The following is a 23,550-nucleotide window of genomic DNA, read 5'->3' as shown; positions in this document are numbered from 1 at the left end:
ACCCAAGACGATGTCTGCCCACGATAAATCTGCCCCCGACAAACCTGCATTCCCCAATCCACTCGATATCGAAAGTCGGGCGCGTCAGTCGCTTGAACAAGGCAATTTCGACTGGGTCGGGCAATCCTTGGCCGAGGGCGAGCTCAGTCTCTCTGAGCTCAGCGAAAATCTGCTGATCTATCAGGCCGAACTTGAACTGCAAAACCGCGAGCTACGCGAGACGCAGGGGGCGATCGAACGGATCGCTAATCGCTATACGGCGCTGTTTTACGGCATCCCGCAGCCGGTCCTGGTGATCGATCGGCATGGGACAATCCTCATGTCCAATTACGCTGCAGACCGACTGTTTGCATTCAAGGAGAAACACAGGCGCAACTATTATCTGTCGCGTCTGGTCAGCGATCATGACGAGCCCCTGTTCTCTCAGGTCTTGATCAGCGCCTGGAACGATGGGGAGGGGCACTGCTCGGAGATCGGTTTCTTGACTGCTGATAAGCGTACGTTTATCGGTGAGCTGCATATGCTGCGTGTGCCCTCCGAGGGCCCCGATACCTTTCAGCTCATCTGTTCAGTGGTGGATCTCACCGAGCGCTTCGACCAGGAGGTTAAGCTGCGCGCAGCCTATGTGCGCCTGGCCGAGAGCGAGCTGCGCTATCGCGTGCTCGCCGATTATTCGTCCGATTGGGACTATTGGTTGGGTCCAGATGGTGAGTACCGTTATGTCTCGCCGGTCTGTGAATCGGTCTGCGGCTATCCGCCGACGGCCTTCATGTCCGACCCCAAGCTCATTGACCGCCTGATCCACCCCGATGATTGGGAGATCTGGCTGGAACATCGGCGAAGGGTGTTGAGCTCGCCCACCCAAGAGCCGCACACCTCGCTGCAGGTACGCATCCGTCGTGCGGACGGCACCTACCGTTGGATCGAACATGTCTGCCGCCCCATCTATGGACAGGATGGGACCTATCAAGGTCGGCGGGGGGTCAATCGCGACGTCACCGAGCGCAAGGAATACGAAATGCTCTTGGACCTGCAGAAACGTCGTGCCGAGGCTCTGCTGCAACTGCCGAAACTGGCCGAGCAGCACGATGAGCACGGTTTCATCGAACATAGCCTGGCATTCGCCGAATCTCTCACCGCCAGCCCCATCGCCTTTGCCAGTCTAGTCAATCCGGACCAGGAGACCATCGAGCTTACCGCCTGGTCACGCGCCATGTTGGATCAGGGGCTTTGCCCCTTGCCGAGCGATCTTTTGCATTATCCGCTCAGTCGGGCCGGGCTGTGGGCCGATGCGATCCGCCAGGGGTGTCCGATCATCCGTAACGACTATCCAGCCTCTCCAGATAAGGTCGAACTCTACCCCGAGCGCATCCCCTTGCAACGCTTCCTGGTAGTGCCTGTGCTCGAGGGCGGGTTGGTACGCATGGTGGTAGGTGTCGGCAACAAGGCGAGCGATTACAACGCGCTCGATATCGAGACAGTTCAGCTCATCGCCAATGCCCTCTGGCGCACCGTTTGTCAAAAGCGCGCCGAGCGAGCGCTGCGTCTCAACGAACTCCATTTCCGGCGCCTGTCGCTCTTGATGTCGGACATCGTCTATGCCTGTCGTCTCGATGAACGCGGGCGCTATTGGCTCGAATGGATCAAGGGTGCGGTCGAGCGAATCACCGGTTATCAAAGCGATCAGATCCTGCGGTTGGGAACCTGGCGCCGCCTGGTCATCCTAGCGGATCGCCCCATATTCGACCAGCATCTGGCCCAGATCGGTCAAGGTGGTATCCAGACCTGCATCTTACGCCTGCGTCGGCGCGACGGTGGTCATGTCTGGGTTGAACTGACCCATCAACAGTTCGTCGAGGAGGATGGGCAGCAGCGGCTCTATGGCGGGATCAAGGATGTCAGCGAACGCAAACAGGCCGAATCCCAACTCAAGCTGTATCTCGAGCAGATCGAAAGTCAAAACCAGGAGCTCGATCGCGCGCTGACCAAGGCATCGGCCTCAGTCGAGGCCAAGAGCCGTTTTCTCGCCAACATGAGCCATGAGATCCGCACCCCGATCAATGGGGTCATCGGGGTCACGCGCTTGCTCCTGGACACTGACCTTAGCCCAGAACAGCGCCGGCTGGCCGAGATCGTGCGCGATAGCGGCGAGACCCTCTTGGCCCTAATCAACGATATTCTGGATTTTTCCAAGATCGAGGCAGGCAAGCTTGAGCTCGAGCCGGTGGAGTTCGACCTCTATCTGCTGGTCGAAGAGACGCTTGAGATGCTGGCCCTCAGCGCCCAGGCTAAGGGGCTGGAGCTCACCTATCGTATCGCGCCCGAGGTACCGGCGATAGTCTGCGGCGATGCCAGGCGCCTGCGCCAGATCATGGTGAATCTCCTGGGCAATGCTATCAAGTTCACCCATCAGGGGGAGGTCGGGATCGAGATCACGCTGGCGCGCCTTGAGGCGCATCGCGCCCTGATCCGTTTCGAGGTCTATGACACCGGCATCGGCATCCCTGAGGATCAGCTCGACAAGCTGTTTACTCCTTTCAGCCAGATCGATAGCTCTCTTGCCCGACGTTTCGCTGGTACAGGGCTGGGGCTGGTCATCGTCAAGCAACTGGCCGAGCTCATGGGCGGTGAGGTCGGGCTGGAAAGTCAGGTGGGTGTAGGTTCGCGTTTTTGGTTTACCGTCGAGCTCGAGTGCCGGTCGTCTATTGAGAATACCCTTTCCCAACCCAAAACATTGGCCGCTATCTACGCCCTGGTCATTGACCGCTATGCCGCAAACCGCGAGCAGGCAGCTTGGCTCCTTAGGGAAGAGGGCTGTAGGGTTGAGACAGCGGGCGATGTCTGGGAGGCGCTCGCCATCCTCGAGAAGGGGGGGGATCAAGGCTCCCCCTGCGATGTGATTCTGCTCGATGCCGACCTGCCGAGCGCTAAGGGGATCTCTACTGCCCAGCTCATCAAGGGTCATCCCGTTGCTCGCGCCATCCCTTTGGTTCTCCTCGTTCCCCTGAGCCGTCAATCGGCTGAACTGGAAGGCGATGCGAGGCTGATCGCTGCTACCCTCACTAAACCCCTGCGCCGTCATCTGGTACGCTACTGTCTGTTGCGTCTCTTCGGGCGGGATGAGGGAACAGTCGAGCCTTTATTGCCGGGCTCAGAGGAACGCGATGCCTGGAAAGCCCCCCAGACTCCTGTCTATCCAGAGGCGCGCATCCTGGTTGTCGATGACAATCTCACCAACCTGATCGTGACCCAGGGGATCCTGGAGAAGCTCGGTTATACCAAGATCGATACTGCAGAGAGCGGTTTTAACGCCATAGAACTCTTGGCCTGTAACCCTTATGACTTGGTGCTGATGGATGGTCAGATGCCGGAGATGGATGGGTTCGAGACCACGCGCCGCATCCGTCACGGCGAGGTAGAGGTGTTGGATCCAGAGGTACCGATCGTGGCTATAACCGCCTTGGTCATGCCCTGCGATGTGCAACGTTGTCTTGAGGTCGGCATGAACGCCTATATCTCCAAGCCGGTCGCGCCGAAAGAGCTGGCGCGCGTCCTCGCCGAGCAGCTTCAGTGCCGCTATGCCTCAGAAACGGGCCAGTCCATAGCCGTGTCTTTGACGACGCGCCAAACTGCCCAACTAATCTTTGATAGCGACGACCTTATGGGACGGCTGTATGGGGATCGCAAGATCGCCGGCGGAATCATCGAACAGTTCTTGATCGATGCACCGCAGCGCCTGGATGAACTGCGAGCAGCCTGGATCCAGGGAGATATAGAGGGCGTCCGGCGCAAGGCCCATAGTCTTGCTGGCTTGTCCGCCAATATCTCGGCCCCCTCGCTGCGCTCATTGGCAGCCAAGATCGAGATGGGGGAGGTGTCGGTGGACCTAGAGGTCATAGCCACCCTTGAAAAGAACCTCGAGCAATTGTGCGCGGTCTTGAGAGATTGGCTCTGCGATCGCTAACGGCATTATTGATCCGAAACCAATGAACTTGTATTACGCGGCATCATGGAGCTTGGGATGCTGGAAGTAGCGCATGATGCGTTGGGGGGAATTGAGAAGGCGGCGCAGGTGGCTGACGGTCGCCTTCTTCAGATCGCCCTTGGCGCGGGAGGGCGCCTGCGCGGTGATGATGGCCTTCTTGACGAGCCGCTTCATGAAGTCGATCAGGATGTCGGCGTTCATCGCCCCCGCGAACGCCTTCCAAGGCACCTTGCCGCGGTTGGTCAGCGTCGAGATCACCGACAGGCCTTCGCGACGGTGCGTGATGCGAATCTCGGGCGTCTTGACCGCCGGCGCAAATTCACCATCTGACGCCGCCGCTCTTCGCGCGCCTCAAACGACAGCGATCTCATGTCTCGTCTTTTTCAAAAGCATAAGATGGAGCGGTCTTAAGTGAATCTCAAGGTCTCGACGCGGCTCGCCTTAGGCTTTAGCGGTGTGTTGTCCCTGTTAGTATTGATTGCTGTTATTGCTTGGTACCAGATCAGGGTCCTAAAGCAAGATATCGATTTCATCGTCAACGACCTCTTCCCCAATACCATCACCGCTACCGCTATCATCAATCATGTCAACGAGGTAGCCCGCGTCGTTCGCGATGTCTTGCTGCTCGAGGGCGAGCCCGCAGATATGGCGCGCGAGCGCGCCCGCTTACCTGAACTGAGCCGCGCGATCACCGCGCAGATCAATCAGCTCACCGCCAGCGTCCGGACGGCAGATGGTATCGAGCGGATCGAGGCCATGAAGCAGGCCCGCGAGCGTTATGTCAATGCCGTTCAACATATCTTGGATCTGGTGGATGCAGGCGATCGGGCCGCAGCGCACACCTATTTCGCCGCCGAGTTTCTCAAGGTTGGCGATGCCTATCTCAAGGCGATCCAGTCCCTGATCGACAATCGGGTCGCTCAGGTCAATGAGGTCGGCAGTATAGCGATGCGGGTTGCCGTATGGAGCCAGTCCCTAACCGCAATCCTCGCTGTCCTGTCCCTGGCCCTCGGGCTGGGCGTTGGCTTCTGGACCAGCCGCTCGGTTCTCCATCAGCTCGGCGGTGAAACCGCCGAAGCGCTGGCCCAGGTCCGTGCCGTCGCTGCTGGCGATCTTTCCGCCGAGATTGTGCTTCGCCCAGGCGATACCACCAGTCTGCTCGCCTCTCTGCGTGAGATGCAGCAAACACTGAAACAGTTGGTCGAAGAGATCGGCGCGGTGGTCCAGGCCGCAGGCCGGGGTGATTTCAGCCGGCGCATCGCTCTCGACCGCAAACAGGGGTTCGGCAAGGAGGTTGGCGGCTATCTCAATCAGCTCAATGAGATCACCGAATGCGGCCTGAATGACATCAACCGGGTCGCCAAGGCACTCGCCGCAGGCGATCTGAGCCAGACTATCAGTCGCGATTACCCGGGACTTTTCGGCGAGAGCAAAGAAGGGATCAATGCCACTGTCCAGGCCTTGATCGGCGTGGTCACGGAGATCCACGGGCTGGTCGATGCCGCCAACCGCGGCGATTTCGGCCAACGGCTCGATCTCGCCGGCAAGCAGGGCTTTTCCCGCGACATCGTCGAGCTCCTCAATCAGCTCCTCGACACCACCGAGACTGGGCTCAAAGACTTTCTGCGCGTCGCCCAGTCCTTGGCCCAAGGGGATCTCACCCAGACGATCAGCCGCGATTATCCTGGGCTCTTTGGGGAGACCAAAGAGAGGGTGAATGCTACGGTTGCCAATCTACGCGAGCTGGTCGAGCGCATCCGTGAGTCGGTCGATGCCATCAAGACTGCCGCCAGTGAGATCGCCAGCGGCAATCAGGACTTGAGTCAGCGTACTGAAGAACAGGCGAGCTCATTGGAAGAGATCTCCAGCACCATGCAGGAGCTGACTAGCACCGTCAAACAAAATGCCGATCACGCCCGCCAGGCCAATCAGCTTGCCATGGCCACTGCCGAGTTTGCGGTCAAGGGCGGTGCCGTGGTCGAGTCCTCGGTGCAGACCATGGCCGCGATCGCCGAATCCAGCAAAAAGATCGCCGATATCATCGGGGTGATCGATTCGATTGCCTTCCAGACCAATATCCTGGCGCTCAATGCCGCAGTCGAGGCAGCACGCGCGGGTGAGCAGGGGCGCGGGTTTGCGGTGGTCGCCGGGGAGGTGCGCAGTCTCGCGCGGCGTTCGGCCAATGCCGCTAAGGAGATCAAGGCCTTGATCGCCGATAGTACGATCAAGGTCGAGCATGGTGCCGCCCAGATCAACGAGGCTGGCAGGCGGATGACAGAGATCGTCGAATCGATCAATCGTGTCACCACCCTGATGTCAGAGATCGCCGCCGCCTCGCTCGAGCAAGCCTCAGGGATCGAGCAGGTCAATCAGGCCATACTCCAGATGGATGAGTTCACCCAGCAAAACGCCGCCTTGGTCGAACAGGCCGCAGCCGCCGCCGAGTCGCTCGACGAGCAGGCACAGGCCTTGGTCGAGCAGGTAGCGGTCTTTAAACTCACAGCAGCTGAGCAAACGCGCGCCGTAGCACCTTCCGGACAGCGCCCGATCGTTCACAATGCTGGGCGTACGGGTCAATTGTGCTCCCTGCCTGCCTCAGATGGTAATGAATGGGCCGATTTTTAGGTCTTGGTATCGCTGACCATGAATGAGACCTCTCTGAGCGTACCGACTGTCTGCTCTGAGGGGCCTCGTGCATCCTCCGGCGGGCGGGGGCTGGCCCTGATCGTTGACGATGATCGGGCGATCCGCTCCTTGCTTTCTGCCATGTTGGTCAAAGAAGGGTTCGCGGTCATGGAGGCGACCAATGGGCGCGAGGCCCTCCATCGCTTCGCGCAAAAGCGCCCAGACATCGTATTCATGGACCTCATCATGCCTGAGATGGACGGGTTAGAGGCGACGCAACGCATCAAAGAGCTCGCCGGCACCGACTTTATCCCCATCATCTTTTTAACCGCCAATCAGGATGAATGCACACTGATGCGTTGCATCGAGGCAGGAGGGGATGATTTTTTAGGTAAACCATTTTCCTTTATCCGATTGCGGGCGCGGATCATGGCCATAGAACGGATCCGCGATTTGCAACGGACCGTGACAGCCAAACAACGTCTGCTCGAGGAGCTCATCGCCCGCGATCAGGAGGAACAGCGGCTCGCCGAGCGGATCTGGAGCCAGGCGATCAAGGCCCAGAGCCCAAAGATCCCTGCCATCTCTGTGGTCGAACGCCCGGCGAGCCTGTTCAATGGCGACCTATTGTTGATGGGCTATCTGCCGGATGGCGGGGTGCGCATCCTCTTGGCTGATTTCACCGGCCATGGTCTGGCCGCAACCATTGCTGCCTTGCCGGTTGCCGATATCTTTCATGCCATGACTGCCAAAGGTTTGGGGGATACGGTGCTGCTCGCCGAGCTCAATCGCAAGCTCCACCGACTGCTGCCAGCCGATCGTTTCATGGCCGCTTGTCTGGTCACCCTGACCGCCTCCGGCGAATATCTGACCTGGTGGAACGGAGGAATGCCCATGGCCTATCTGCGTACCCGAGAGCGATTGCATGAATTGCCCTCACAGCATCTGCCCCTTGGGATCTTACCCGAGATCCCTAACCTACAGGTCAAACACCTGGACTGTCGCCCCGATGATCGCCTGCTTCTGATGACTGATGGCCTGACCGAGGCAGCCGACCGGCAGGGGCGTCTGTTCATCGATGGCGCATTCGGCGAGGTACTCGCCTGCTGGCAAGCGGGCACACCCATCCTGCCGGCATTGATGGCCGCCTTTGAGGCCCATTGCAACGGGATTGAGCAAGCCGATGACCTCGCCCTAATCGAGGTCCCGCTCGATCCTATAGCGCTCAACCCAGGTTTAAATCGGCGATAGACCACACCCTCTTGCTGCGATCTTCCCCCCAAGGACCTACTATGCATCGCATGAGTCGCGTCGATCAGCTCTACCGCAAGACCGCCCGTATCCTGGTGGTGGACGATGAACGCCTGAGCCTCATCCTGATGGAACGCCTGCTAAAAGCGGCTGGCTATTCAAATATCGTCCTGGTCCAGGACCCCTATGCCTTTATGAAGGTCTATGAGGAAGCGCCGACCGATCTCATTCTGCTCGATATCGATATGCCGGGCTTAAGCGGTTTTGATCTGATCGAACAGCTTGCCGCACGCCACGATCCCTTAACCCCCCCTATCTTGGTCCTCACCGCTCAGCATTCGCGCGATTATCGGATGCGCGCGCTCGAGTTGGGTGCCAGCGACTTCATCGCCAAGCCATTCGATCAGGCTGAAGTCGCCGTCCGCGTGCGTAATATGCTCGATGTCTATATCGCCCATCGCCTGGCCCAGGACCAGAAAGCCGTGCTCGAGCACCTGGTCCATGAGCGAACCCATCAGATCCGCGCGACCCAGTTAGAGATCGTGCGACGTTTAAGTAGGGCTGCCGAGTATCGCGATAACGAGACCGGCGAGCATATCCTGCGCATGAGCCATAACTCGACCCTGATCGCGCATCATATCGGTTGGGACGAAGAGCGCTGTGAGCTGATGCTCCACGCCAGTCCCATGCACGATATCGGCAAGATCGGTATCCCAGATCACATCCTGCTCAAACCCGGCAAACTTGACCCCAAGGAATGGGCGATCATGCAGACCCATGCCACGATCGGCGCCGACATCCTCGCCGGCAGCGATTTGGAGCTTTTGCAACTGGCGCGCGAGATCGCCCTCTCCCACCACGAAAAATGGGATGGGAGCGGTTATCCGCGGGGGCTGGCCGGTGAGGCGATCCCAGAATCGGGGCGCATCGTGGCCCTGGCCGATGTCTTTGATGCCCTGACCTCAGCGCGGGTCTATAAAGTCGCTTGGAAGGTCGAGGATGCGCTCGACTGGATGCGCGCTCAGTCCGGCAAGCACTTCGATCCGCAGCTCCTTGCGGTCTTTTTTGAGCTCCTGCCCGAGATCCTTGAGATCCGCGAGCGCTTCAAGGATCCTGAGCTCACGGCTAGCGCTTGAGCTGAGGATCATTGTCCTGGACCAGGCGTATCCCATCGAGCGCCTCATCGACCTCGGGCGCGGCCTTACCGCCGGCCAGCTTGATCATCAGTCGCACCTCATTGGCCGAATCGGCATAACGCAGCGCGTCCTCATAGCTGATCTCGCCCTCCAGATAGAGGTTATAGAGCGCCTGATCGAAGGTGATCATCCCTTGTTCGCCTGAGCGCTTCATCAGCTCCTTGAGCTTATGGACCTCGCCGTTGCGGATGAGATCGGCGGCCAAGGGGGTATTGAGCAGGATCTCGACCACGGCGCGCCGTCCTTGGCCGTTTTTGCGCGGCACGAGCTGCTGGGCGATGACCGCCTTGAGGTTGAGCGAGAGGTCGAGCAGCACCTGCGCCCGCGCCTCTTCGGGAAAGAAATTGATGATGCGATCCATCGCTTGGTTGGCATTGTTGGCATGCAGGGTCGCAAGCACCAGGTGACCGGTCTCGGCAAAGGCGATGGCATATTCCATGGTCTGACGGGTGCGGATCTCGCCGATCAGGATCACGTCCGGCGCCTGACGTAGGGTATTGCGCAGGGCGACCTCGAAGGATTCGGTGTCCACCCCCACCTCGCGCTGGGTGATGATGCACCCATCATGATCGTGGATGAACTCGATCGGGTCCTCAATCGTGATGATATGACCCGAGCTTTGGTGGTTGCGATAGCCGACCATGGCCGCCAGCGAGGTCGATTTGCCGGTGCCCGTAGCCCCGACAAAGATCACCATCCCCCGCTTGCTCATCGCCAGATCCCGGAGGATCGAGGGAAGTCTGAGTTCCTCGAGGGTCGGGATACGGTTTTCGATCCGGCGCAAGACCATCCCTGCCGCATCGCGCTGGACGAAGGCGCTGACGCGAAAGCGCCCCGCCCCCTCTCGTCCGATAGCGAATTGACACTCCTTGGTGTCCTCGAACTCGGCCCGCTGGCGGTCATTCATGATCTCATAGACCATCTCGCGCGACTGTTCGGCACTCAGAGGCTGCTTGGTCACCGGATAGAGCACACCGTTGATCTTGATCGTCGGCGGCCAGCCGGCGGTGATAAAGAGATCCGATCCCTTCTTTTCGACCATGGCCTGGAGCAATTGGTCGATCACGCGCTTGGCATCCATCGCTTCGCCCTCCAAATTCTAAGGCCCTTGAATTCCCCAACGCACAGCAGATGGGGAGCAAGGGGTCGATTACATGAAATCTTCCTTGTTTTGCGCTCTGGCGCGCGCATCGCTGCGAGCGACCAGTCCCTTGGCGACCAGATCCTTGAGACACTGATCGAGCGTCTGCATCCCATGCGCCTGACCGGTCTGGATGGCTGAATACATCTGGGCGACCTTGTTTTCGCGGATCAGGTTGCGGATGGCTGGGGTGCCGATCATGATCTCATGGGCCGCGATCCGTCCGCCGCCGATGCGTTTCAAGAGGGTCTGGGAGATGACCGCGCGCAAGGACTCAGAGAGCATGGCGCGCACCATGTCCTTTTCGGCGGCGGGGAAGACGTCGATGATGCGGTCGATAGTCTTGGCCGCCGAGCTGGTGTGCAGGGTCCCGAAGACCAGGTGGCCGGTCTCGGCAGCGGTGAGCGCCAGGCGGATGGTCTCAAGATCCCGCATCTCGCCGACCAGGATGATGTCTGGGTCCTCGCGCAGGGCCGAGCGTAGGGCCTCGTTGAACCCCAGGGTATCCTTGTGCACCTCGCGCTGGTTGACCAGGCATTTCTTGCTGACATGCACAAACTCGATCGGGTCCTCGATGGTCAGGATATGCGAGTATTCGGTCTCGTTGATGTGGTCGATCATGGCCGCCAGGGTGGTGGATTTACCTGAGCCTGTCGGGCCCGTGACCAGGATTATGCCGCGCGGCACATCGATGATGTCCTTGAAGATCTTGGGCGCCTTGAGCTCCTCCAGGGTCAGCACCTTGGAGGGAATAGTGCGAAAGACCGCGGCTGCACCCCGTTTTTGGTTGAAGGCATTGACGCGAAAGCGCGCTACCCCCGGGATCTCGAATGAAAAATCGGTCTCGAGAAACTCCTCATAGTCCTTGCGCTGTTTATCATTCATGATGTCATAGACCAGCGCATGGACAGTGCGGTGTTCCAGCGGCGGGACATTGATGCGGCGCATGTCGCCATCCACCCGGATCATGGGCGGCAGGCCCGCCGAGAGATGGAGGTCCGAGGCATTATTCTTGACGCTGAAGGCCAAGAGTTCGGCGATGTCCATGGGATCGACCTCTCTAACTCAAGGGATAGGGGATTCAAGGGTCTGGCTGTTCGAGCTGGGCGGCCTTAACGATGACGACTGATTCTAGATCCCGCTTATACCGAGCGATCGCTTCGCGGATCTGGGGATCGGCGCTGCCCAGGATCTGGGCGGCCAAGAGCCCGGCGTTCTTGGCGCCATCGATCGCCACCGTTGCCACCGGCACCCCTGCCGGCATCTGGACGATCGAGAGCAAGGAGTCTAGGCCAGATAGCGCCTTGGTCTTGACCGGTACCCCGATCACCGGCAGGGGGGTGATAGCAGCGACCATCCCGGGCAGATGGGCCGCGCCGCCGGCACCAGCGATGATGATGCGCAACCCTCGCTCAACGGCCGTTTGGGCGTAGTCATACAGCCTTTTGGGTGTGCGATGCGCCGAGACGATGGTCAACTCATAAGGGACTGCGAGTTCGGCCAAGATATCTGCCGCCTGCTGCATCACCGGCAGGTCCGAGTCGCTGCCCATGATGATACCGACCTGCGGCGACCGAGGCGTTTGGGTCATGGATGGTCCTCCCCTGAGATCTCGATCAGTTCGCGTACCCGCAATGCCTTGCGTTCGGCGGTGGCGATGTCGGGGTCGAGCACGGTGACATGACCCATCTTGCGATGAGGAGCTGTCACCGCCTTACCGTAAAGATGCACGCACACCCCAGGGATGGCGAGTGCCTCTTTGAGCCCACGGATGACCGGACGCCCGCGATGATCAGGGGCGCCGAGCAGATTGATCATGGCCGCCGGTGAGAGCTGATCGGTGGACCCTAGGGGGAACCCCAGGATGGCGCGCAGATGCTGCTCGAACTGATCCGTGACATTGGCCTCGATGGTGTGATGCCCAGAATTATGGGTACGGGGTGCGATCTCATTGACCAGGAGCTCACCCGTCTCGGTCAAGAACAGCTCGATACCAAAGATCCCGACCCCGCCGAGCATCTCGACTGTGCGAACTGCCAGATCCATCGCCGCCTGAGCGGTTTGTGGCGCGATACGCGCCGGAGCCAGGAGATGATCGAGCACATTCTCGCCCGCGCGAAAGACCATCTCGACCAACGGATAGCAGCGGCAATCGCCATTTTGCCCGCGTGCGACCACCACGGCGAGCTCCTTGACCGCCGGCACAAAGCGTTCGACCAACGAGGGTGCCGGTAGGTGGCGATGATAGTCATCGGGGGTCTGGAGCACCGCCACCCCCCGCCCGTCATATCCTCCGCGTCTGACCTTCTGGACTAGGGGATAACCGAAGGTAGCGAAGGCATCTGGGCTGGGTTCGGGCATGGGGATGAAGGGTGCGGTCGGGATGCCGGCAGCGGCGAGCGTCTCCTTTTGCATCAGTTTGTCTTGGATGACCGCCAAGATCCGCGGCGAGGGGTGGATGCGAAAGCCCTCGTGTTCGAGTTGGATGAGGGTCTCGGTATCGATGTCCTCGATATCGAAGGTGACGATGTCACAGCTTGCGGCCAGCTCGCGCAGCTTCGCCGGATCGTGATAATGCCCGACGATCTGATGCCCGGCGATCTGACCGGCGGGAGAGCCTGGAGTCGGGTCGAGGACCACACAGGTGCAACCCAACCGCTTGGCCGCTTTGGTCAGCATCCGCCCGAGCTGGCCACCGCCGATGATACCGATCCGCGCGATCGGAAAGGGAAACACATCCATGGATCTCTTGTTTGTCTGCGATGATGAATCAGTGTGCCCTTGGGTTTGGGGGCAGGGTATAGCAGTATTGTGGACCTGGAGCCCGGCTTCGGCCAGACCCTATTGCGGGTTGAGGCGTTGTCTTGCCCAGCCAGGTGGGGGATGGCATGCGTACCCTACAATTGGCCGACAGGAAACCCAAATCCTCTTCCCAGCTGACTTGGATCATCCCGAGAGAACCGACCGCCATGTTCGACCGCCCCGACACCGCTGCCGTCAGGTCCTATCTGCGCAACCTGCAAAAACGGCTTATCCAATCCTTCCTGACACTCGATCCCACTGCCCAACTCATCGCCGACGATTGGAGCCGGCCCCAGGGCGGGGACGGGTGCACCCGGGTGATTCAAGGGGAGATCCTCGAGCAATGCGGGATCAATTTCTCGCATGTCCAGGGTGAGCGCCTGCCGCCGAGCGCGAGCGCCCAGCGCCCAGAGCTTGCCGGGCGAGGCTTTGAGGCCATGGGGGTCTCATTGGTCGCTCACCCCTTGAACCCCTATGTCCCCTCATCGCATCTCAATGTGCGCTTCTTCATCGCTGCTGGGGAGGAAGGCGAACCTATCTGGTGGTTCGGCGGCGGGTTTGATCTTACCCCCTATTATGGCTACGAAGAGGATGTCATTCATTGGCATCGGACTGCGCGCGCCCTATGTGAACCCTTCGGCACTGATCTCTACCCCCGTTTCAAGGCATGGTGCGATGAGTATTTTTATATCCGTCACCGTCAAGAACCGCGCGGGGTCGGCGGGATCTTTTTCGATGACTTTGCCGAGGGCGGATTTGACCACACCTTTGCCTTTGTGCGCTCAGTGGGCGATGGCTATCTTTCAGCCTATCTACCTATCGTTGAACGGCGTAAGGATCAGACCTACGGTGAACGCGAGCGCGCCTTTCAACGGCTGCGACGCGGGCGCTATGTCGAGTTCAATCTAGTCCAGGACCGCGGGACCCTCTTTGGGTTGCAATCGGGGGGGCGGGCGCAATCGATCCTGGTCTCGCTGCCGCCGGAGGTCAGTTGGCGCTATGACGACCGCCCAGAGCCCGGCACCCTAGAGGCTGAGCTCTATGAGCGCTTCTTGATCGTGCGCGATTGGCTCGGCGAATAGGCATACCTAGGGGTTGGGTATGGTGCGGCGGTCTAGTCGTCAAAGGGATCTTCGGCTTAGTATTCCTTTTTTGCCTTGTGAGCCATATCAACAGCCATGCACTGGGAAGCCGTCATCGGTCTTGAGATCCACACCCAACTCCTGACCCGCTCCAAGATCTTCTCAGGTGCCCCAACCGCCTTTGGCGCCGAGCCCAATACCCAGGCCTGCGCCATCGACCTGGGGCTGCCTGGGGTCCTGCCGGTGCTCAATGCCGAGGCGGTGCGCCTGGCGGTGCGCTTCGGGCGGGCCATCGATGCCGAGATCGCCCGCCGCTCGGTCTTTGCCCGCAAGAACTATTTCTATCCGGACCTGCCCAAGGGCTATCAGATCAGCCAGTACGAGCAGCCGATCGTCGGGCGTGGGCATGTCGAGATCCTGCTGCCCGATGGCACCACCAAGACCATCGGGGTCACCCGCGCCCATCTCGAAGAGGATGCCGGCAAGTCGCTGCATGAGGACTTCCATGGCATGACCGGTATCGATCTCAACCGCGCTGGGGTCCCCTTGCTTGAGATCGTCTCTGAGCCTGACCTGCGCTCGCCGGCAGAGGCGGTGGCCTATGCCAAGAAGATCCATCAGATCGTGCGGTATATCGGGGTGAGCGACGGCAATATGCAGGAGGGGTCGTTTCGCATGGATGCCAATGTCTCGGTGCGTCCCTTGGGTGAACAGACATTCGGTACCCGCACCGAGCTCAAGAACATTAATTCTTTTCGGTTCTTGGAGCGCGCGCTGGTCTATGAGATCGCGCGCCAGATCGAGGTTCTCGAGTCTGGCGGGACGGTGGTCCAGGAGACCCGGCTCTATGACCCCACCAAGGACGAGACCCGTTCGATGCGCGGCAAGGAGGAGGCGCATGACTATCGCTATTTTCCAGACCCCGACCTGCTCCCTTTGATACTGGACGATGAGCTAATCGCTGCGGCGGTGGCTGACCTGCCTGAGCTGCCCGATGCCCGGCGCGCGCGTTTTCAGACCCAATATGGCCTGTCGGCCTATGACGCTGAGCTTTTGACCACCAGCCGCGAGCTGGCCGATTATTTTGAAGCCGTTGCGCACACCTGTGGGGATCCCAAACTGGCGGCCAATTGGGTTAACGGGGAGCTGGCAGCTGCCCTCAATCGTGCGGAGTTGGAGATCACCCAAAGCCCGGTGACGGCCCAGGCCCTGGCTGGGTTGTTGAAGCGGATTCAAGATGGCACGGTCTCGGGGACGCTCGCTAAACAGGTCTTTGAAGGTATGTGGGAGAGCGGTGAAACCGCAGATCAGGTGATCGAGGCGCGGGGTCTCAAACAGATCACCGATGTGGCGGCCATCGAGTCGATCATCGATGCCATCCTGGCAGCCAATCCCGCGCAGGTCGAGCAATACCGGGCAGGTAAGGAAAAGATCTTCGGCTTCTTCATCGGTCAGGTGATGAAGCAGACCGGCGGGCGGGCCAATCCGGCCCAAGTCAATGAGATCCTCAAGCGCAAGCTGAGCAGCTAGGCGAGGGGAGAGCTCGAGATGCCTTCTTCATCCTCTCCCCGCAGCGCGCTCATCGAGCGCAAGACGCTCGAGACCCAGATTAGGGTCTGCTTGGATCTCGATGGCAGTGGGCGCTCGGCCTTGCAGATCGGTGTGCCCTTCTTGGAACACATGTTGGATCAGGTGGCGCGCCATGGCCTGCTCGATCTGGAGATCGAGGCCCAGGGGGATCTCCAGATCGATGCCCATCATACGGTCGAGGATATCGGGATCACCCTGGGCCAGGCGCTCGCCCAGGCGCTCGGCGACAAGCGGGGGATTGCGCGCTATGGTCATGCCTATGTCCCGCTCGATGAGGCCCTGTCGCGGGTGGTGATCGATCTCTCGGGTCGCCCTGGACTGGTTTACAATATCAACTTTGTGCGCGATCAGATCGGGACCTTTGAGGTCGATCTGTTTCGCGAGTTCTTCCAGGGCTTGGTCAATCATGTCGGCATGACCCTGCATATCGACAACCTGCGCGGGGTCAATGCCCATCATCAGGCCGAGACGGTCTTCAAGGCTTTTGGGCGGGCGCTGCGCATGGCGGTCGCGGTCGATCCCAGACTGGCCGATCAGGTCCCCTCGACCAAAGGGTCACTCTAGGGCTGCAGGCCAGTGCCAGCGCCTAGGGTAGGCGATACGTACCCTGCACCCTGGAGTTTCGAACAAGGCTTCTAACAAGCGAGGGCGAGCGTGCTTCTGATCCCTGCGATTGACCTCAAAGATGGCCGCTGCGTGCGCCTGCGCCAGGGGCGCATGGCGGATGAGACCGTCTTTTCTGATGATCCGGTCGCTACGGCGCGGCGTTGGGTCGAGGCCGGCGCGCGCCGGTTACATCTGGTCGATCTCAACGGCGCATTCGCCGGCGCGCCGGTCAACGGTGCCGCCATCCGCGCCATCGCCGCTGCCTTTCCAGAACTCCCCATCCAGGTCGGCGGGGGGATCCGCGACGAAGCGACGATCGAGGGCTATCTCAAGACCGGCGTGCGCTATTGCATCCTCGGCACCCAGGCGGTCAAGGACCCCGAGTTCGTCGCGCGCGCCTGCCGCGCGTTTCCTGGGCAGATCCTGGTGGGTCTGGATGCCAAGGACGGCTGGGTAGCGATCCAGGGCTGGGCCGAGGTCACGGATCAGCGGGTTGAGGACCTGGCCCGCCGTTTTGCCGAGATGGGTGTCTCAGGTATCATCTATACCGACATCGGGCGCGATGGGATGCTCTCCGGACCCAATATCCCTGCCACCCGCGCCCTGGCGGTGAGCATCCCCGTTGCGGTCATCGCCTCGGGCGGGATCAGCACCCTGGATGACATCCGCGCCCTCTGCGCGGCGGGGGGGATCTTCGGCGCGATCATCGGGCGGGCCCTTTATGAGGGAACCCTTGATCTTGCTGAGGCCCAAGCCCTGGTCGATCGTCTAGCGGAGGAAGCTCATGGCCAAGGATGAACCCTGGCTGGAGCAGATCGCCTGGGGCCCGGATGGGCTGGTACCGGCCATCGCCCAGGATACACGAAGCGGGCGGGTGCTGATGGTCGCCTGGATGAACCGTGAGTCGCTGCGCCTGACCCGCGAGACAGGGCGGGCGGTCTATTGGTCGCGTTCCAGACGGCGCCTGTGGCACAAGGGCGAGGAGTCTGGGCATATCCAGCGGGTGTGTGCCATCCGCCTCGATTGCGATGGCGATGTCGTCCTACTCGAGGTCGAGCAGGAGGGTGGGATCGCCTGTCACACTGGGCGCGAACGCTGTTTTTATCGCCAGCTCGATGAGGCGGGTCGCTGGATCGAGACCGATCCCATATTGAAGGACCCAGAGGCGATCTATGGGGGCGGACGATGAGCGAGATATTGGAGCGTCTGGCCGAGGTACTCGAGGCGCGCAAGGGTGCAGACCCCAAGTCTTCCTATGTCGCTGGGCTCTATGCCAAGGGGCTCGATGCCATCCTCAAAAAGATCGGCGAGGAGGCGACCGAGACGGTGATGGCGGCCAAGGACGGGGTCCCCGAGCGGATCGTTTCCGAGATCACCGATCTCTGGTTTCATACCCTGGTGCTCCTGGCCTATCAAGGACTCAGGCCTGAGCAGGTCCTATTGGAGCTCGAACGGCGCTTCGGTGTGTCTGGGATCGAGGAAAAGGCGGGCCGCACGGCGCGCTAAGGCGGTTCTCCAGAGAGACACTGTTTAGTGCATCCTTGAGCTTCGAGTAGCCGCGCCTGCGGCAGGCTGACCTGATAACCCCTTGCAGGCAATGCACATCGAGCCTTGACCATGTCATCCTTGATCCAGCCCCACGACCCGGAGGCCGAGCAGCCGTTTATCGCCCATCTCGCCGAGCTGCGCGCGCGCATCATCCGTATGCTGATTGCCGTGGGCATCGTGGTCCTCGCCCTCTTGCCCTTCGCCAATCCGCTATACGGCTATGTCGCTGCACCCTTGCTGGCCAAATTACCGACCGGCAACACCATGATCGCGACCCAGGTCGCCTCGCCGCTGCTCGCCCCGCTCAAGCTCTCGCTGATCGCGGCGGTGTTTCTGGCCATGCCCTATCTGCTCTATCAGGTCTGGGCCTTCGTCGCCCCCGGGCTCTATCAGCATGAAAAGCGCCTAGCATTGCCCCTGTTGGTGTCGAGCATCCTGCTCTTTTATCTCGGGATGGCCTTCGCCTATTACATCGTCTTCCCGCTGATCTTTGCCTTTCTCACCGCCACTACCCCGCCAGGGGTGGAGATGATGACCGATATCTCGGCCTATCTGGACTTTGTGCTCACCCTGTTCTTTGCCTTCGGGGTGGCCTTCGAGGTCCCGATCGCCACTGTGCTCTTGGTGGCGATCGGCGTGGTCACCCCCGAAGGGCTCAAGCAAAAACGCCCCTATGTAATCGTTGCTGCCTTTGTGATCGGGATGCTGCTGACCCCACCGGATGTGATCTCCCAGACCCTGCTGGCGGTGCCGATGTGGATGCTCTTTGAGCTTGGCCTTTTGGCCTCGCGCCTCCTGGTCAAGCGGGGTAGCGAGGATGACCAGGGGCCGCGCCCGCCAGCTGTCCAGACCCCTCAGCCGTCCCCAACACCAGCCCCTTCCGCCGCGGCCTGGGGGATGGCGGGTGCATCCGAGCGAGAGACTAAACACGCTCGGGGCGAGCGCGATGCGGCGTTAGCGACAGATGCAGCCCCCTCAGCGCCCATCGATCCCGTCGAGGACAAGATCCGCCGCGCCAATCTTCTGCGCGACCTCGGCAATGAGCTGGCAGCCCGCCAATTGCTCTATCAAGTCCTGGAAGAGGGTGATGCCAACCAGCGTCAGGTGGCCCGCAATATCCTCGGTCAGCTTGATCAGTCCGTTTGACCAGACCTCTGCGCGCCTGCAACCGGCCAAGGGCGCGGCCGGTTAAGATATTGCTTTTATCAATGGGCCTTGTGCTATACCATCAATTATTATCAAGAGTACAGCGATGGGTGTGACCGTGGGCTCGGGTTCTCAGATCCATTACAAACAAAACCGGCTTAAGCAACTGCGCGCATTTTGTCATGCGGCGCGGATGGGTAGCGTCAGCGCCGCGGCGGAAAAGATCTTTTTAAGCCAGCCAACGGTCTCGCTCCAGATCCAGGCCCTGGAGCGCGAGCTCGGCACGGTCTTATTCGAGCGCCGCGGTCCCAAGATCAAGCTGACGCCTGAAGGCAGTTTGTTGTTTCAGATCGCCGAGCCCTTGGTTGAAGGGATGGACAAGCTCCACGAGACCTTTGCCACCCAGGCAGGGCGGGTCGATCGGGGGATCCTGAACCTCGCCGCTGGTGAATCGACCATCCTCTATATCCTGCCGGAGCCGATCCGCAGTTTTGTCAAGCAATATCCTGGGATCGAACTGAAGCTGCACAATGTCACCGGACGCGATGGGCTGGCGATGCTGCGCGCCGATGAGGCGGATCTTGCGGTCGGCTCGATGCTCGAGGTCCCAGATGACATCAGCTATCGCCCGCTGGTGACCTATGACCCGACCCTGATCACCCCCCTCGACCATCCATTGGCCGGCAAGGAGAGCGTGACCTTAGAAGAGATCGCCCCCTATGGCTTGATCCTGCCGCCGCGTCATCTCAGCACCTGGCGCATGGTGGACCTGGTGTTCAGACAGCACAATCTGAGCTATCGCGTCACCATGGAGGCGGGCGGTTGGGAGGTGATCAAGAAATATGTCGAGCTGGGGCTGGGGGTCTCGATCGTGACCGATGTCTGTCTGACAGGCAAGGAGCGACTCGGGCGCATCCCGCTCGGCCAGTATTTTCCGCGCCGCAGCTATGGCATCGTCCAACGCCGTGGCAAGTTTCTCTCGCCCCAGGCCAAATGTTTCATCAAGACGCTCGAAAGCGTCTTTGCCGATCGTCTCGGCGAACCACCGCCGCAGACACCGCCGCCCTCCGGCGACACCAAATGGGAAGATGCCTTGCTCGGCTGACCCCCTGCTGCACGCCGGGCGCGCACCATCCGGCGTTTGATGATCCTCATCCTTGGTATGTGCGCCAGCCGCGCGCGGCGGTCAATATGCACATCCCCTTGATTTGACCAACTGAGAAACCGTCCTTGCATAAACTGACGCTCACCATGGACCTTACCAAACGTATCGGTCAACGCCTGCGCTCAGCCCGCCATGCACAAGGGTTGAGCCTTGCTGATCTGTCCAATCGGACTCAATCGCTGTCTAAATCGCGCATCAGCAACTATGAGCAGGGCATCCGGCGGATGGGCATCGAGGAGGCTCAGGAGCTGGCCACTGCCTTGGGCAATGTCACCCCCACCTATCTGCTCTGTCTCGACGACCGCGGGCCGTTTTCAGTCCGCGAGCTCGAGCTGATCGACCATTTCCGCCGCACCGACGAACGCGGACGCGAGACTCTGCTCGCCCTCGCCCGTTTACAACCCGATGCTCCACCCCAACCGGCGTCTGCAGCGCTGGCCATCCCCGAGGTCGCCGCTGAGATCTGAACAAGCGCGTCTTAACAGATCCGCGGCAGCGGCTCGCCCGCCAACCAATCGAGCAGTCGCTCTCCGCCCAACCGGGTCCTCAGGCTGACGAAACACTGAGGATCGGCGATGACCTCGCCGATGATCGCAGACTCAGTGCCCAACGGATGGGCGCGCATGACAGCCAGCAGGGTCTCGGCGGCATCTGGCGGACAGATCGCCACTAGCTTGCCCTCGTTAGCGAGATAATAGGGATCGAGCCCCAGGAGCTCACAGGCGGCAGCGACTGCGGGGCGCAGGGGGATCGCCTCCTCGAAGACCCGCATCCCGACCCCGGATTGTCTGGCGAGCTCATTGAGGGTCGTCGCTAGGCCCCCGCGGGTGGGGTCGCGCAGACAATGGATCTGGGGGACAGCGGCGATCATGGCGGCGACCAGGTCGTGCAGGGCCGCCGAGTCGGAGCACACCTCACTCTCAAACCCCAGATGCTCGCGTTGTGCCAGGATCGCGACACCGTGATCCCCGACCGGCCCGTTGATCAGGATCTGGTCGCCGGGCTGGGCGCAATCACCCGAGATCGCGATTCCTTCAGGGACGACCCCGATTCCCGTGGTGGTGATAAAGACCCCATCCCCCTTGCCGCGCTCGACGACCTTGGTGTCACCGGTCACGATCGCCACTCTTGCCGCGCGCGCCGCGCTCGCCATGCCCTCGACGATGCGTGCAAGGTCGGCGAGCGGCAGGCCTTCCTCGAGGATGAAGGCGGCGGCGAGATACAAGGGACGCGCACCGGACATGGCGAGGTCGTTGATTGTGCCGTTGACCGCGAGTCTCCCGATGTCACCGCCAGGGAAAAACAGGGGGGAAACGACATGGCTGTCGGTGCTGATCGCTAACCGTCCAGGGGGGACAGCGACCAGCGCCTGATCGTTGCCTTGGGCCAGCCATTCATTGGCCAAGGCGCGCTGAAAGAGGTCAGTGATCAGCTCGGCCATCGACCGCCCGCCAGCACCATGGGTGAGATCGATCCGCCCTGTCGTAAGATCGATACTAGATGGGGCCATGGGTTTCATTGAGGGCTCACAAGAGTTTGAACAAGGTGGTGAGCAGTGCAACCTGACCTAGCATCAGAGGGCTGAGTCATGTCAGCAGGTCGTTCTTGACCCGCTCGATCTCGGTCTTGAGGTCAGCGCGCACCGATTCGATCTCCCTTTTGATGCGCAGCTCGGTCTTGCGCACCTGCCCCTGGGCCGCTGGATCCGGTAGATGCGGATAGCGTTCCTCGAGGCGCTCGACCGCCGCAGGGATCAGGGGCGCCCGCGTGCGCTCGTCCGGAACCTGGGTGAGGGCTTCATAGAGTTCGATGGCAGAGCTCATCTTGGCTTGTCCTCGACACAGACCCTGTAGATTCAACCAGCCGCTGCTCTCTGGCCGCTAGAACCCCGCCCTGCGGATCGACCATAGCTCCAATAGGCGGCGCAGGCCCCCTCGCTGGAGACCATACAGGCCCCCAGGGGATGCTCGGGTGTGCAGGCGGTGCCGAAGAGCCGGCAGTCGGTTGGTTCTTTCAAACCCCGCAGGATGGCTGGGCATTCGCAGCCCTTGGTCTCTGCCGTAGGGTTGTTGACCTCGACCGGAAAGCGTTGCTCGGCGTCGAAAGCGGCAAATTCGGGGCCTAAAGCCAAGGCGCTGGCGGGGAGGGTCCCTAACCCGCGCCACTCAAAGCTTGGCCGGATGACAAAGACCCTAGACATGAACTCGAGGGCGCGGATGTTTCCGGCCTCGCTCACCGCGCGCCGGTATTGGTTTTCGACGCAAGACTGGCCGGCATTGAGCCGGCGGATCAGCATCAGTGCTGCTTGCATCACATCCAGCGGCTCGAAGCCTGCGATGACCAAGGGGATATGGAACTCACGGGGCACAAACGCATAGGGGCGGCTGCCGATGATGGTGCTGACATGCGCCGGCCCGATGATCCCATCGAGCTGAACCCCTTCTGGCCCGGGTTCAGCGAGGATGGCACGCAGGGCCGGGGGGGTGAGGACGTGATTGCAGAGAAACGAGAGATTGCTCAGACCCTCGGCCTGGGCCTGAAGGACCGCCACCGCAGTGGCCGGCGCTGTGGTCTCGAAGCCGATGGCCATGAATACCACCTGCCGGCTGGGTTCAGCGCGTGCGATGCGCAATACATCCTGGGTTGAATAGATCATGCGCACGTCCGCTCCTGCCGCCTTGGCCTTGAGCAGGCTCTGGCGGTGGCTCGCGGGGACGCGCATCAGGTCGCCATAGGTGCACAGGATCACGCCGTGGGCAAGGGCCATCGCGATCGCCTGATCGAGTCTTGCGATCGACAGTACGCACACCGGACAACCTGGGCCGTGGACGAAGCGCACATTCGGGGGTAAGAGTTGCTGGAGCCCCGAGCGGACGATGGCATGGGTATGTCCGCCGCAAAACTCCATCAGCCGGTAGGGGCGGACGGGATCGGTCTCAGCCGCGATCGCGGCTGCCAGGGAGTGGGCAAGCCCAGGGTCGCGAAACGCATCGAGATAGTTCATTGACAGCCCCTTAATCGTCCGTCGTCTGGGCCTGCGACTCTGGCTCGAGCAAGCAGGCCATCTCGGCCATCAGGCGCAGGGTCTCCTCGGCCTCTTGCGGGTCGATCTTGCTGATCGCATAGCCGACATGGACCAAGACATAGTCCCCGACCTCGGCCTCAGGCACCAAGGCAATCGAGACCTCGCGTAAGACCCCACCGAGCTCGACTACCGCGGTATCAATGGCTGGGTCGATGCGATTCATCTGAACGATGCGGGCGGGGATGGCAAGGCACATGACTTGAGCGTCTCCTGGCTGGGATCTTTAAGGGCCATTGAACTATGATCCAAGGCCGCGCTCAACCATCGGGCCGACAGAGGGGGGCGCCCAGCGCCACGGAGCAGGCAGATGCGCCCTGGATCTCGTGAA

22 protein-coding genes are annotated in these 23,550 nt (G+C 60.8%); 13 read left to right on the top strand and 9 right to left on the bottom strand.

Annotation, left to right across the window (positions count from 1 at the left end; all coding sequences use genetic code 11):
- The first annotated feature begins 10 nt into the window (after positions 1–10).
- Positions 11–3,964 (top strand): response regulator, encoded by a 3,954-nt coding sequence (locus tag GWK36_RS07730; RefSeq protein ID WP_166270655.1) that lies wholly within the window; start codon positions 11–13, stop codon positions 3,962–3,964.
- Between the two features lie 33 nt (positions 3,965–3,997).
- Here GWK36_RS07730 and GWK36_RS07725 read toward each other — a convergent pair whose 3' ends face one another.
- Positions 3,998–4,243 (bottom strand): hypothetical protein, encoded by a 246-nt coding sequence (locus GWK36_RS07725; protein WP_166270654.1) that lies wholly within the window; start codon positions 4,241–4,243, stop codon positions 3,998–4,000.
- Between the two features lie 153 nt (positions 4,244–4,396).
- Here GWK36_RS07725 and GWK36_RS15670 point away from each other — a divergent pair, with 153 nt between their 5' ends.
- The 3 genes from GWK36_RS15670 to GWK36_RS07710 are packed head-to-tail and all read left to right on the top strand — an operon-like array spanning position 4,397 to position 8,997.
- Positions 4,397–6,610 carry a methyl-accepting chemotaxis protein gene (locus GWK36_RS15670; protein WP_166270653.1) on the top strand — a complete coding sequence of 738 codons (2,214 nt, stop codon included), beginning with the start codon at positions 4,397–4,399 and terminating at the stop codon, positions 6,608–6,610.
- Between the two features lie 18 nt (positions 6,611–6,628).
- A complete protein-coding gene (locus tag GWK36_RS07715; protein WP_166270652.1) occupies positions 6,629–7,861 on the top strand; it encodes a PP2C family protein-serine/threonine phosphatase in 1,233 nt (410 codons plus the stop codon).
- A gap of 50 nt (positions 7,862–7,911) precedes the next feature.
- Complete coding sequence (locus tag GWK36_RS07710; protein ID WP_166272545.1) at positions 7,912–8,997, top strand: HD domain-containing phosphohydrolase; 1,086 nt, start codon at positions 7,912–7,914, stop codon at positions 8,995–8,997.
- Here the strand turns inward: GWK36_RS07710 and GWK36_RS07705 are convergent.
- The 4 genes from GWK36_RS07705 to GWK36_RS07690 all read right to left on the bottom strand — a co-directional run bounded on the left by GWK36_RS07705 (position 8,987) and on the right by GWK36_RS07690 (position 12,940).
- Complete coding sequence (locus GWK36_RS07705; RefSeq protein WP_166270651.1) at positions 8,987–10,138, bottom strand: PilT/PilU family type 4a pilus ATPase; 1,152 nt, start codon at positions 10,136–10,138, stop codon at positions 8,987–8,989. The genes GWK36_RS07710 and GWK36_RS07705 overlap by 11 nt on opposite strands.
- A 69-nt stretch (positions 10,139–10,207) precedes the next feature.
- Positions 10,208–11,245 carry a type IV pilus twitching motility protein PilT gene (locus GWK36_RS07700; protein WP_166270650.1) on the bottom strand — a complete coding sequence of 346 codons (1,038 nt, stop codon included), beginning with the start codon at positions 11,243–11,245 and terminating at the stop codon, positions 10,208–10,210.
- 34 nt (positions 11,246–11,279) lie between these two features.
- Positions 11,280–11,789, bottom strand: coding sequence for a 5-(carboxyamino)imidazole ribonucleotide mutase (purE, locus tag GWK36_RS07695; protein WP_166270649.1), 510 nt, complete (start codon positions 11,787–11,789; stop codon positions 11,280–11,282).
- Positions 11,786–12,940 (bottom strand): 5-(carboxyamino)imidazole ribonucleotide synthase, encoded by a 1,155-nt coding sequence (locus GWK36_RS07690; RefSeq protein WP_166270648.1) that lies wholly within the window; start codon positions 12,938–12,940, stop codon positions 11,786–11,788. Before GWK36_RS07690 ends, purE begins: the two co-directional genes overlap by 4 nt.
- A gap of 227 nt (positions 12,941–13,167) precedes the next feature.
- Between GWK36_RS07690 and hemF the strand changes: the two genes are divergently transcribed.
- The 9 genes from hemF (at position 13,168) to GWK36_RS07645 (ending at position 20,604) form a co-directional block, all read left to right on the top strand.
- Positions 13,168–14,082 (top strand): oxygen-dependent coproporphyrinogen oxidase, encoded by a 915-nt coding sequence (gene hemF / locus GWK36_RS07685; protein ID WP_166272543.1) that lies wholly within the window; start codon positions 13,168–13,170, stop codon positions 14,080–14,082.
- Between the two features lie 96 nt (positions 14,083–14,178).
- Positions 14,179–15,612, top strand: a complete 1,434-nt coding sequence (gatB, locus tag GWK36_RS07680) for an Asp-tRNA(Asn)/Glu-tRNA(Gln) amidotransferase subunit GatB (RefSeq protein WP_166270647.1) — start codon at positions 14,179–14,181, stop codon at positions 15,610–15,612.
- Positions 15,613–15,630: 18 nt separating this feature from the next.
- Positions 15,631–16,236 (top strand): imidazoleglycerol-phosphate dehydratase HisB, encoded by a 606-nt coding sequence (hisB, locus tag GWK36_RS07675; protein ID WP_166270646.1) that lies wholly within the window; start codon positions 15,631–15,633, stop codon positions 16,234–16,236.
- A 90-nt stretch (positions 16,237–16,326) separates the two neighbouring features.
- On the top strand, positions 16,327–17,076 hold the full coding sequence (gene hisA, locus GWK36_RS07670; RefSeq protein ID WP_166270645.1) for a 1-(5-phosphoribosyl)-5-[(5-phosphoribosylamino)methylideneamino]imidazole-4-carboxamide isomerase: 750 nt from the start codon (positions 16,327–16,329) through the stop codon (positions 17,074–17,076).
- Positions 17,063–17,467: a phosphoribosyl-AMP cyclohydrolase gene (hisI, locus tag GWK36_RS07665; protein ID WP_166270644.1), complete on the top strand. Its 405-nt coding sequence runs from the start codon at positions 17,063–17,065 to the stop codon at positions 17,465–17,467. Before hisA ends, hisI begins: the two co-directional genes overlap by 14 nt.
- Complete coding sequence (locus GWK36_RS07660) at positions 17,464–17,784, top strand: phosphoribosyl-ATP diphosphatase (RefSeq protein WP_166270643.1); 321 nt, start codon at positions 17,464–17,466, stop codon at positions 17,782–17,784. Before hisI ends, GWK36_RS07660 begins: the two co-directional genes overlap by 4 nt.
- Positions 17,785–17,895: 111 nt before the next feature.
- Positions 17,896–18,972 (top strand): twin-arginine translocase subunit TatC, encoded by a 1,077-nt coding sequence (gene tatC / locus GWK36_RS07655; RefSeq protein WP_166270642.1) that lies wholly within the window; start codon positions 17,896–17,898, stop codon positions 18,970–18,972.
- Between the two features lie 106 nt (positions 18,973–19,078).
- Positions 19,079–20,077: a LysR family transcriptional regulator gene (locus GWK36_RS07650; protein ID WP_166270641.1), complete on the top strand. Its 999-nt coding sequence runs from the start codon at positions 19,079–19,081 to the stop codon at positions 20,075–20,077.
- 146 nt (positions 20,078–20,223) lie between these two features.
- A complete protein-coding gene (locus tag GWK36_RS07645; RefSeq protein ID WP_166272541.1) occupies positions 20,224–20,604 on the top strand; it encodes a helix-turn-helix domain-containing protein in 381 nt (126 codons plus the stop codon).
- A gap of 11 nt (positions 20,605–20,615) precedes the next feature.
- Here GWK36_RS07645 and hypE read toward each other — a convergent pair whose 3' ends face one another.
- The 4 genes from hypE to GWK36_RS07625 form a co-directional block, all read right to left on the bottom strand.
- Positions 20,616–21,647 carry a hydrogenase expression/formation protein HypE gene (gene hypE, locus GWK36_RS07640; protein WP_246237487.1) on the bottom strand — a complete coding sequence of 344 codons (1,032 nt, stop codon included), beginning with the start codon at positions 21,645–21,647 and terminating at the stop codon, positions 20,616–20,618.
- Positions 21,648–21,723: 76 nt separating this feature from the next.
- Positions 21,724–21,960, bottom strand: coding sequence for a hypothetical protein (locus GWK36_RS07635; protein WP_166270639.1), 237 nt, complete (start codon positions 21,958–21,960; stop codon positions 21,724–21,726).
- Between the two features lie 32 nt (positions 21,961–21,992).
- Positions 21,993–23,141 (bottom strand): hydrogenase formation protein HypD, encoded by a 1,149-nt coding sequence (hypD, locus tag GWK36_RS07630; RefSeq protein ID WP_166270638.1) that lies wholly within the window; start codon positions 23,139–23,141, stop codon positions 21,993–21,995.
- 10 nt (positions 23,142–23,151) lie between these two features.
- Positions 23,152–23,418 carry a HypC/HybG/HupF family hydrogenase formation chaperone gene (locus GWK36_RS07625; protein ID WP_166270637.1) on the bottom strand — a complete coding sequence of 89 codons (267 nt, stop codon included), beginning with the start codon at positions 23,416–23,418 and terminating at the stop codon, positions 23,152–23,154.
- Positions 23,419–23,550 lie beyond the last annotated feature (132 nt).

The sequence above is a fragment of the Caldichromatium japonicum genome (genome assembly GCF_011290485.1).
In the GTDB taxonomy this organism is placed as follows: Bacteria; Pseudomonadota; Gammaproteobacteria; order Chromatiales; family Chromatiaceae; genus Thermochromatium; species Thermochromatium japonicum.
Note: the sequence above shows the minus strand (reverse complement) of the source record. Positions and strands in the feature narration are given on the sequence as shown.

Bases quoted from the DNA above. Each gene is read 5' to 3' on its own strand.
- GWK36_RS07730 (WP_166270655.1), top strand. From the start codon at position 11: ATGTCTGCCCACGATAAATCTGCCCCCGACAAACCTGCATTCCCCAAT.
- GWK36_RS07715 (WP_166270652.1), top strand. From the start codon at position 6,629: ATGAATGAGACCTCTCTGAGCGTACCGACTGTCTGCTCTGAGGGGCCT.
- GWK36_RS07710 (WP_166272545.1), top strand. From the start codon at position 7,912: ATGAGTCGCGTCGATCAGCTCTACCGCAAGACCGCCCGTATCCTGGTG.
- GWK36_RS07705 (WP_166270651.1), bottom strand. From the start codon at position 10,138: ATGGATGCCAAGCGCGTGATCGACCAATTGCTCCAGGCCATGGTCGAA.
- GWK36_RS07700 (WP_166270650.1), bottom strand. From the start codon at position 11,245: ATGGACATCGCCGAACTCTTGGCCTTCAGCGTCAAGAATAATGCCTCG.
- purE (WP_166270649.1), bottom strand. From the start codon at position 11,789: ATGACCCAAACGCCTCGGTCGCCGCAGGTCGGTATCATCATGGGCAGC.
- GWK36_RS07690 (WP_166270648.1), bottom strand. From the start codon at position 12,940: ATGGATGTGTTTCCCTTTCCGATCGCGCGGATCGGTATCATCGGCGGT.
- hemF (WP_166272543.1), top strand. From the start codon at position 13,168: ATGTTCGACCGCCCCGACACCGCTGCCGTCAGGTCCTATCTGCGCAAC.
- gatB (WP_166270647.1), top strand. From the start codon at position 14,179: ATGCACTGGGAAGCCGTCATCGGTCTTGAGATCCACACCCAACTCCTG.
- hisB (WP_166270646.1), top strand. From the start codon at position 15,631: ATGCCTTCTTCATCCTCTCCCCGCAGCGCGCTCATCGAGCGCAAGACG.
- hisI (WP_166270644.1), top strand. From the start codon at position 17,063: ATGGCCAAGGATGAACCCTGGCTGGAGCAGATCGCCTGGGGCCCGGAT.
- GWK36_RS07660 (WP_166270643.1), top strand. From the start codon at position 17,464: ATGAGCGAGATATTGGAGCGTCTGGCCGAGGTACTCGAGGCGCGCAAG.
- tatC (WP_166270642.1), top strand. From the start codon at position 17,896: ATGTCATCCTTGATCCAGCCCCACGACCCGGAGGCCGAGCAGCCGTTT.
- GWK36_RS07650 (WP_166270641.1), top strand. From the start codon at position 19,079: ATGGGTGTGACCGTGGGCTCGGGTTCTCAGATCCATTACAAACAAAAC.
- GWK36_RS07645 (WP_166272541.1), top strand. From the start codon at position 20,224: ATGGACCTTACCAAACGTATCGGTCAACGCCTGCGCTCAGCCCGCCAT.
- hypE (WP_246237487.1), bottom strand. From the start codon at position 21,647: ATGGCCCCATCTAGTATCGATCTTACGACAGGGCGGATCGATCTCACC.
- GWK36_RS07635 (WP_166270639.1), bottom strand. From the start codon at position 21,960: ATGAGCTCTGCCATCGAACTCTATGAAGCCCTCACCCAGGTTCCGGAC.
- hypD (WP_166270638.1), bottom strand. From the start codon at position 23,141: ATGAACTATCTCGATGCGTTTCGCGACCCTGGGCTTGCCCACTCCCTG.
- GWK36_RS07625 (WP_166270637.1), bottom strand. From the start codon at position 23,418: ATGTGCCTTGCCATCCCCGCCCGCATCGTTCAGATGAATCGCATCGAC.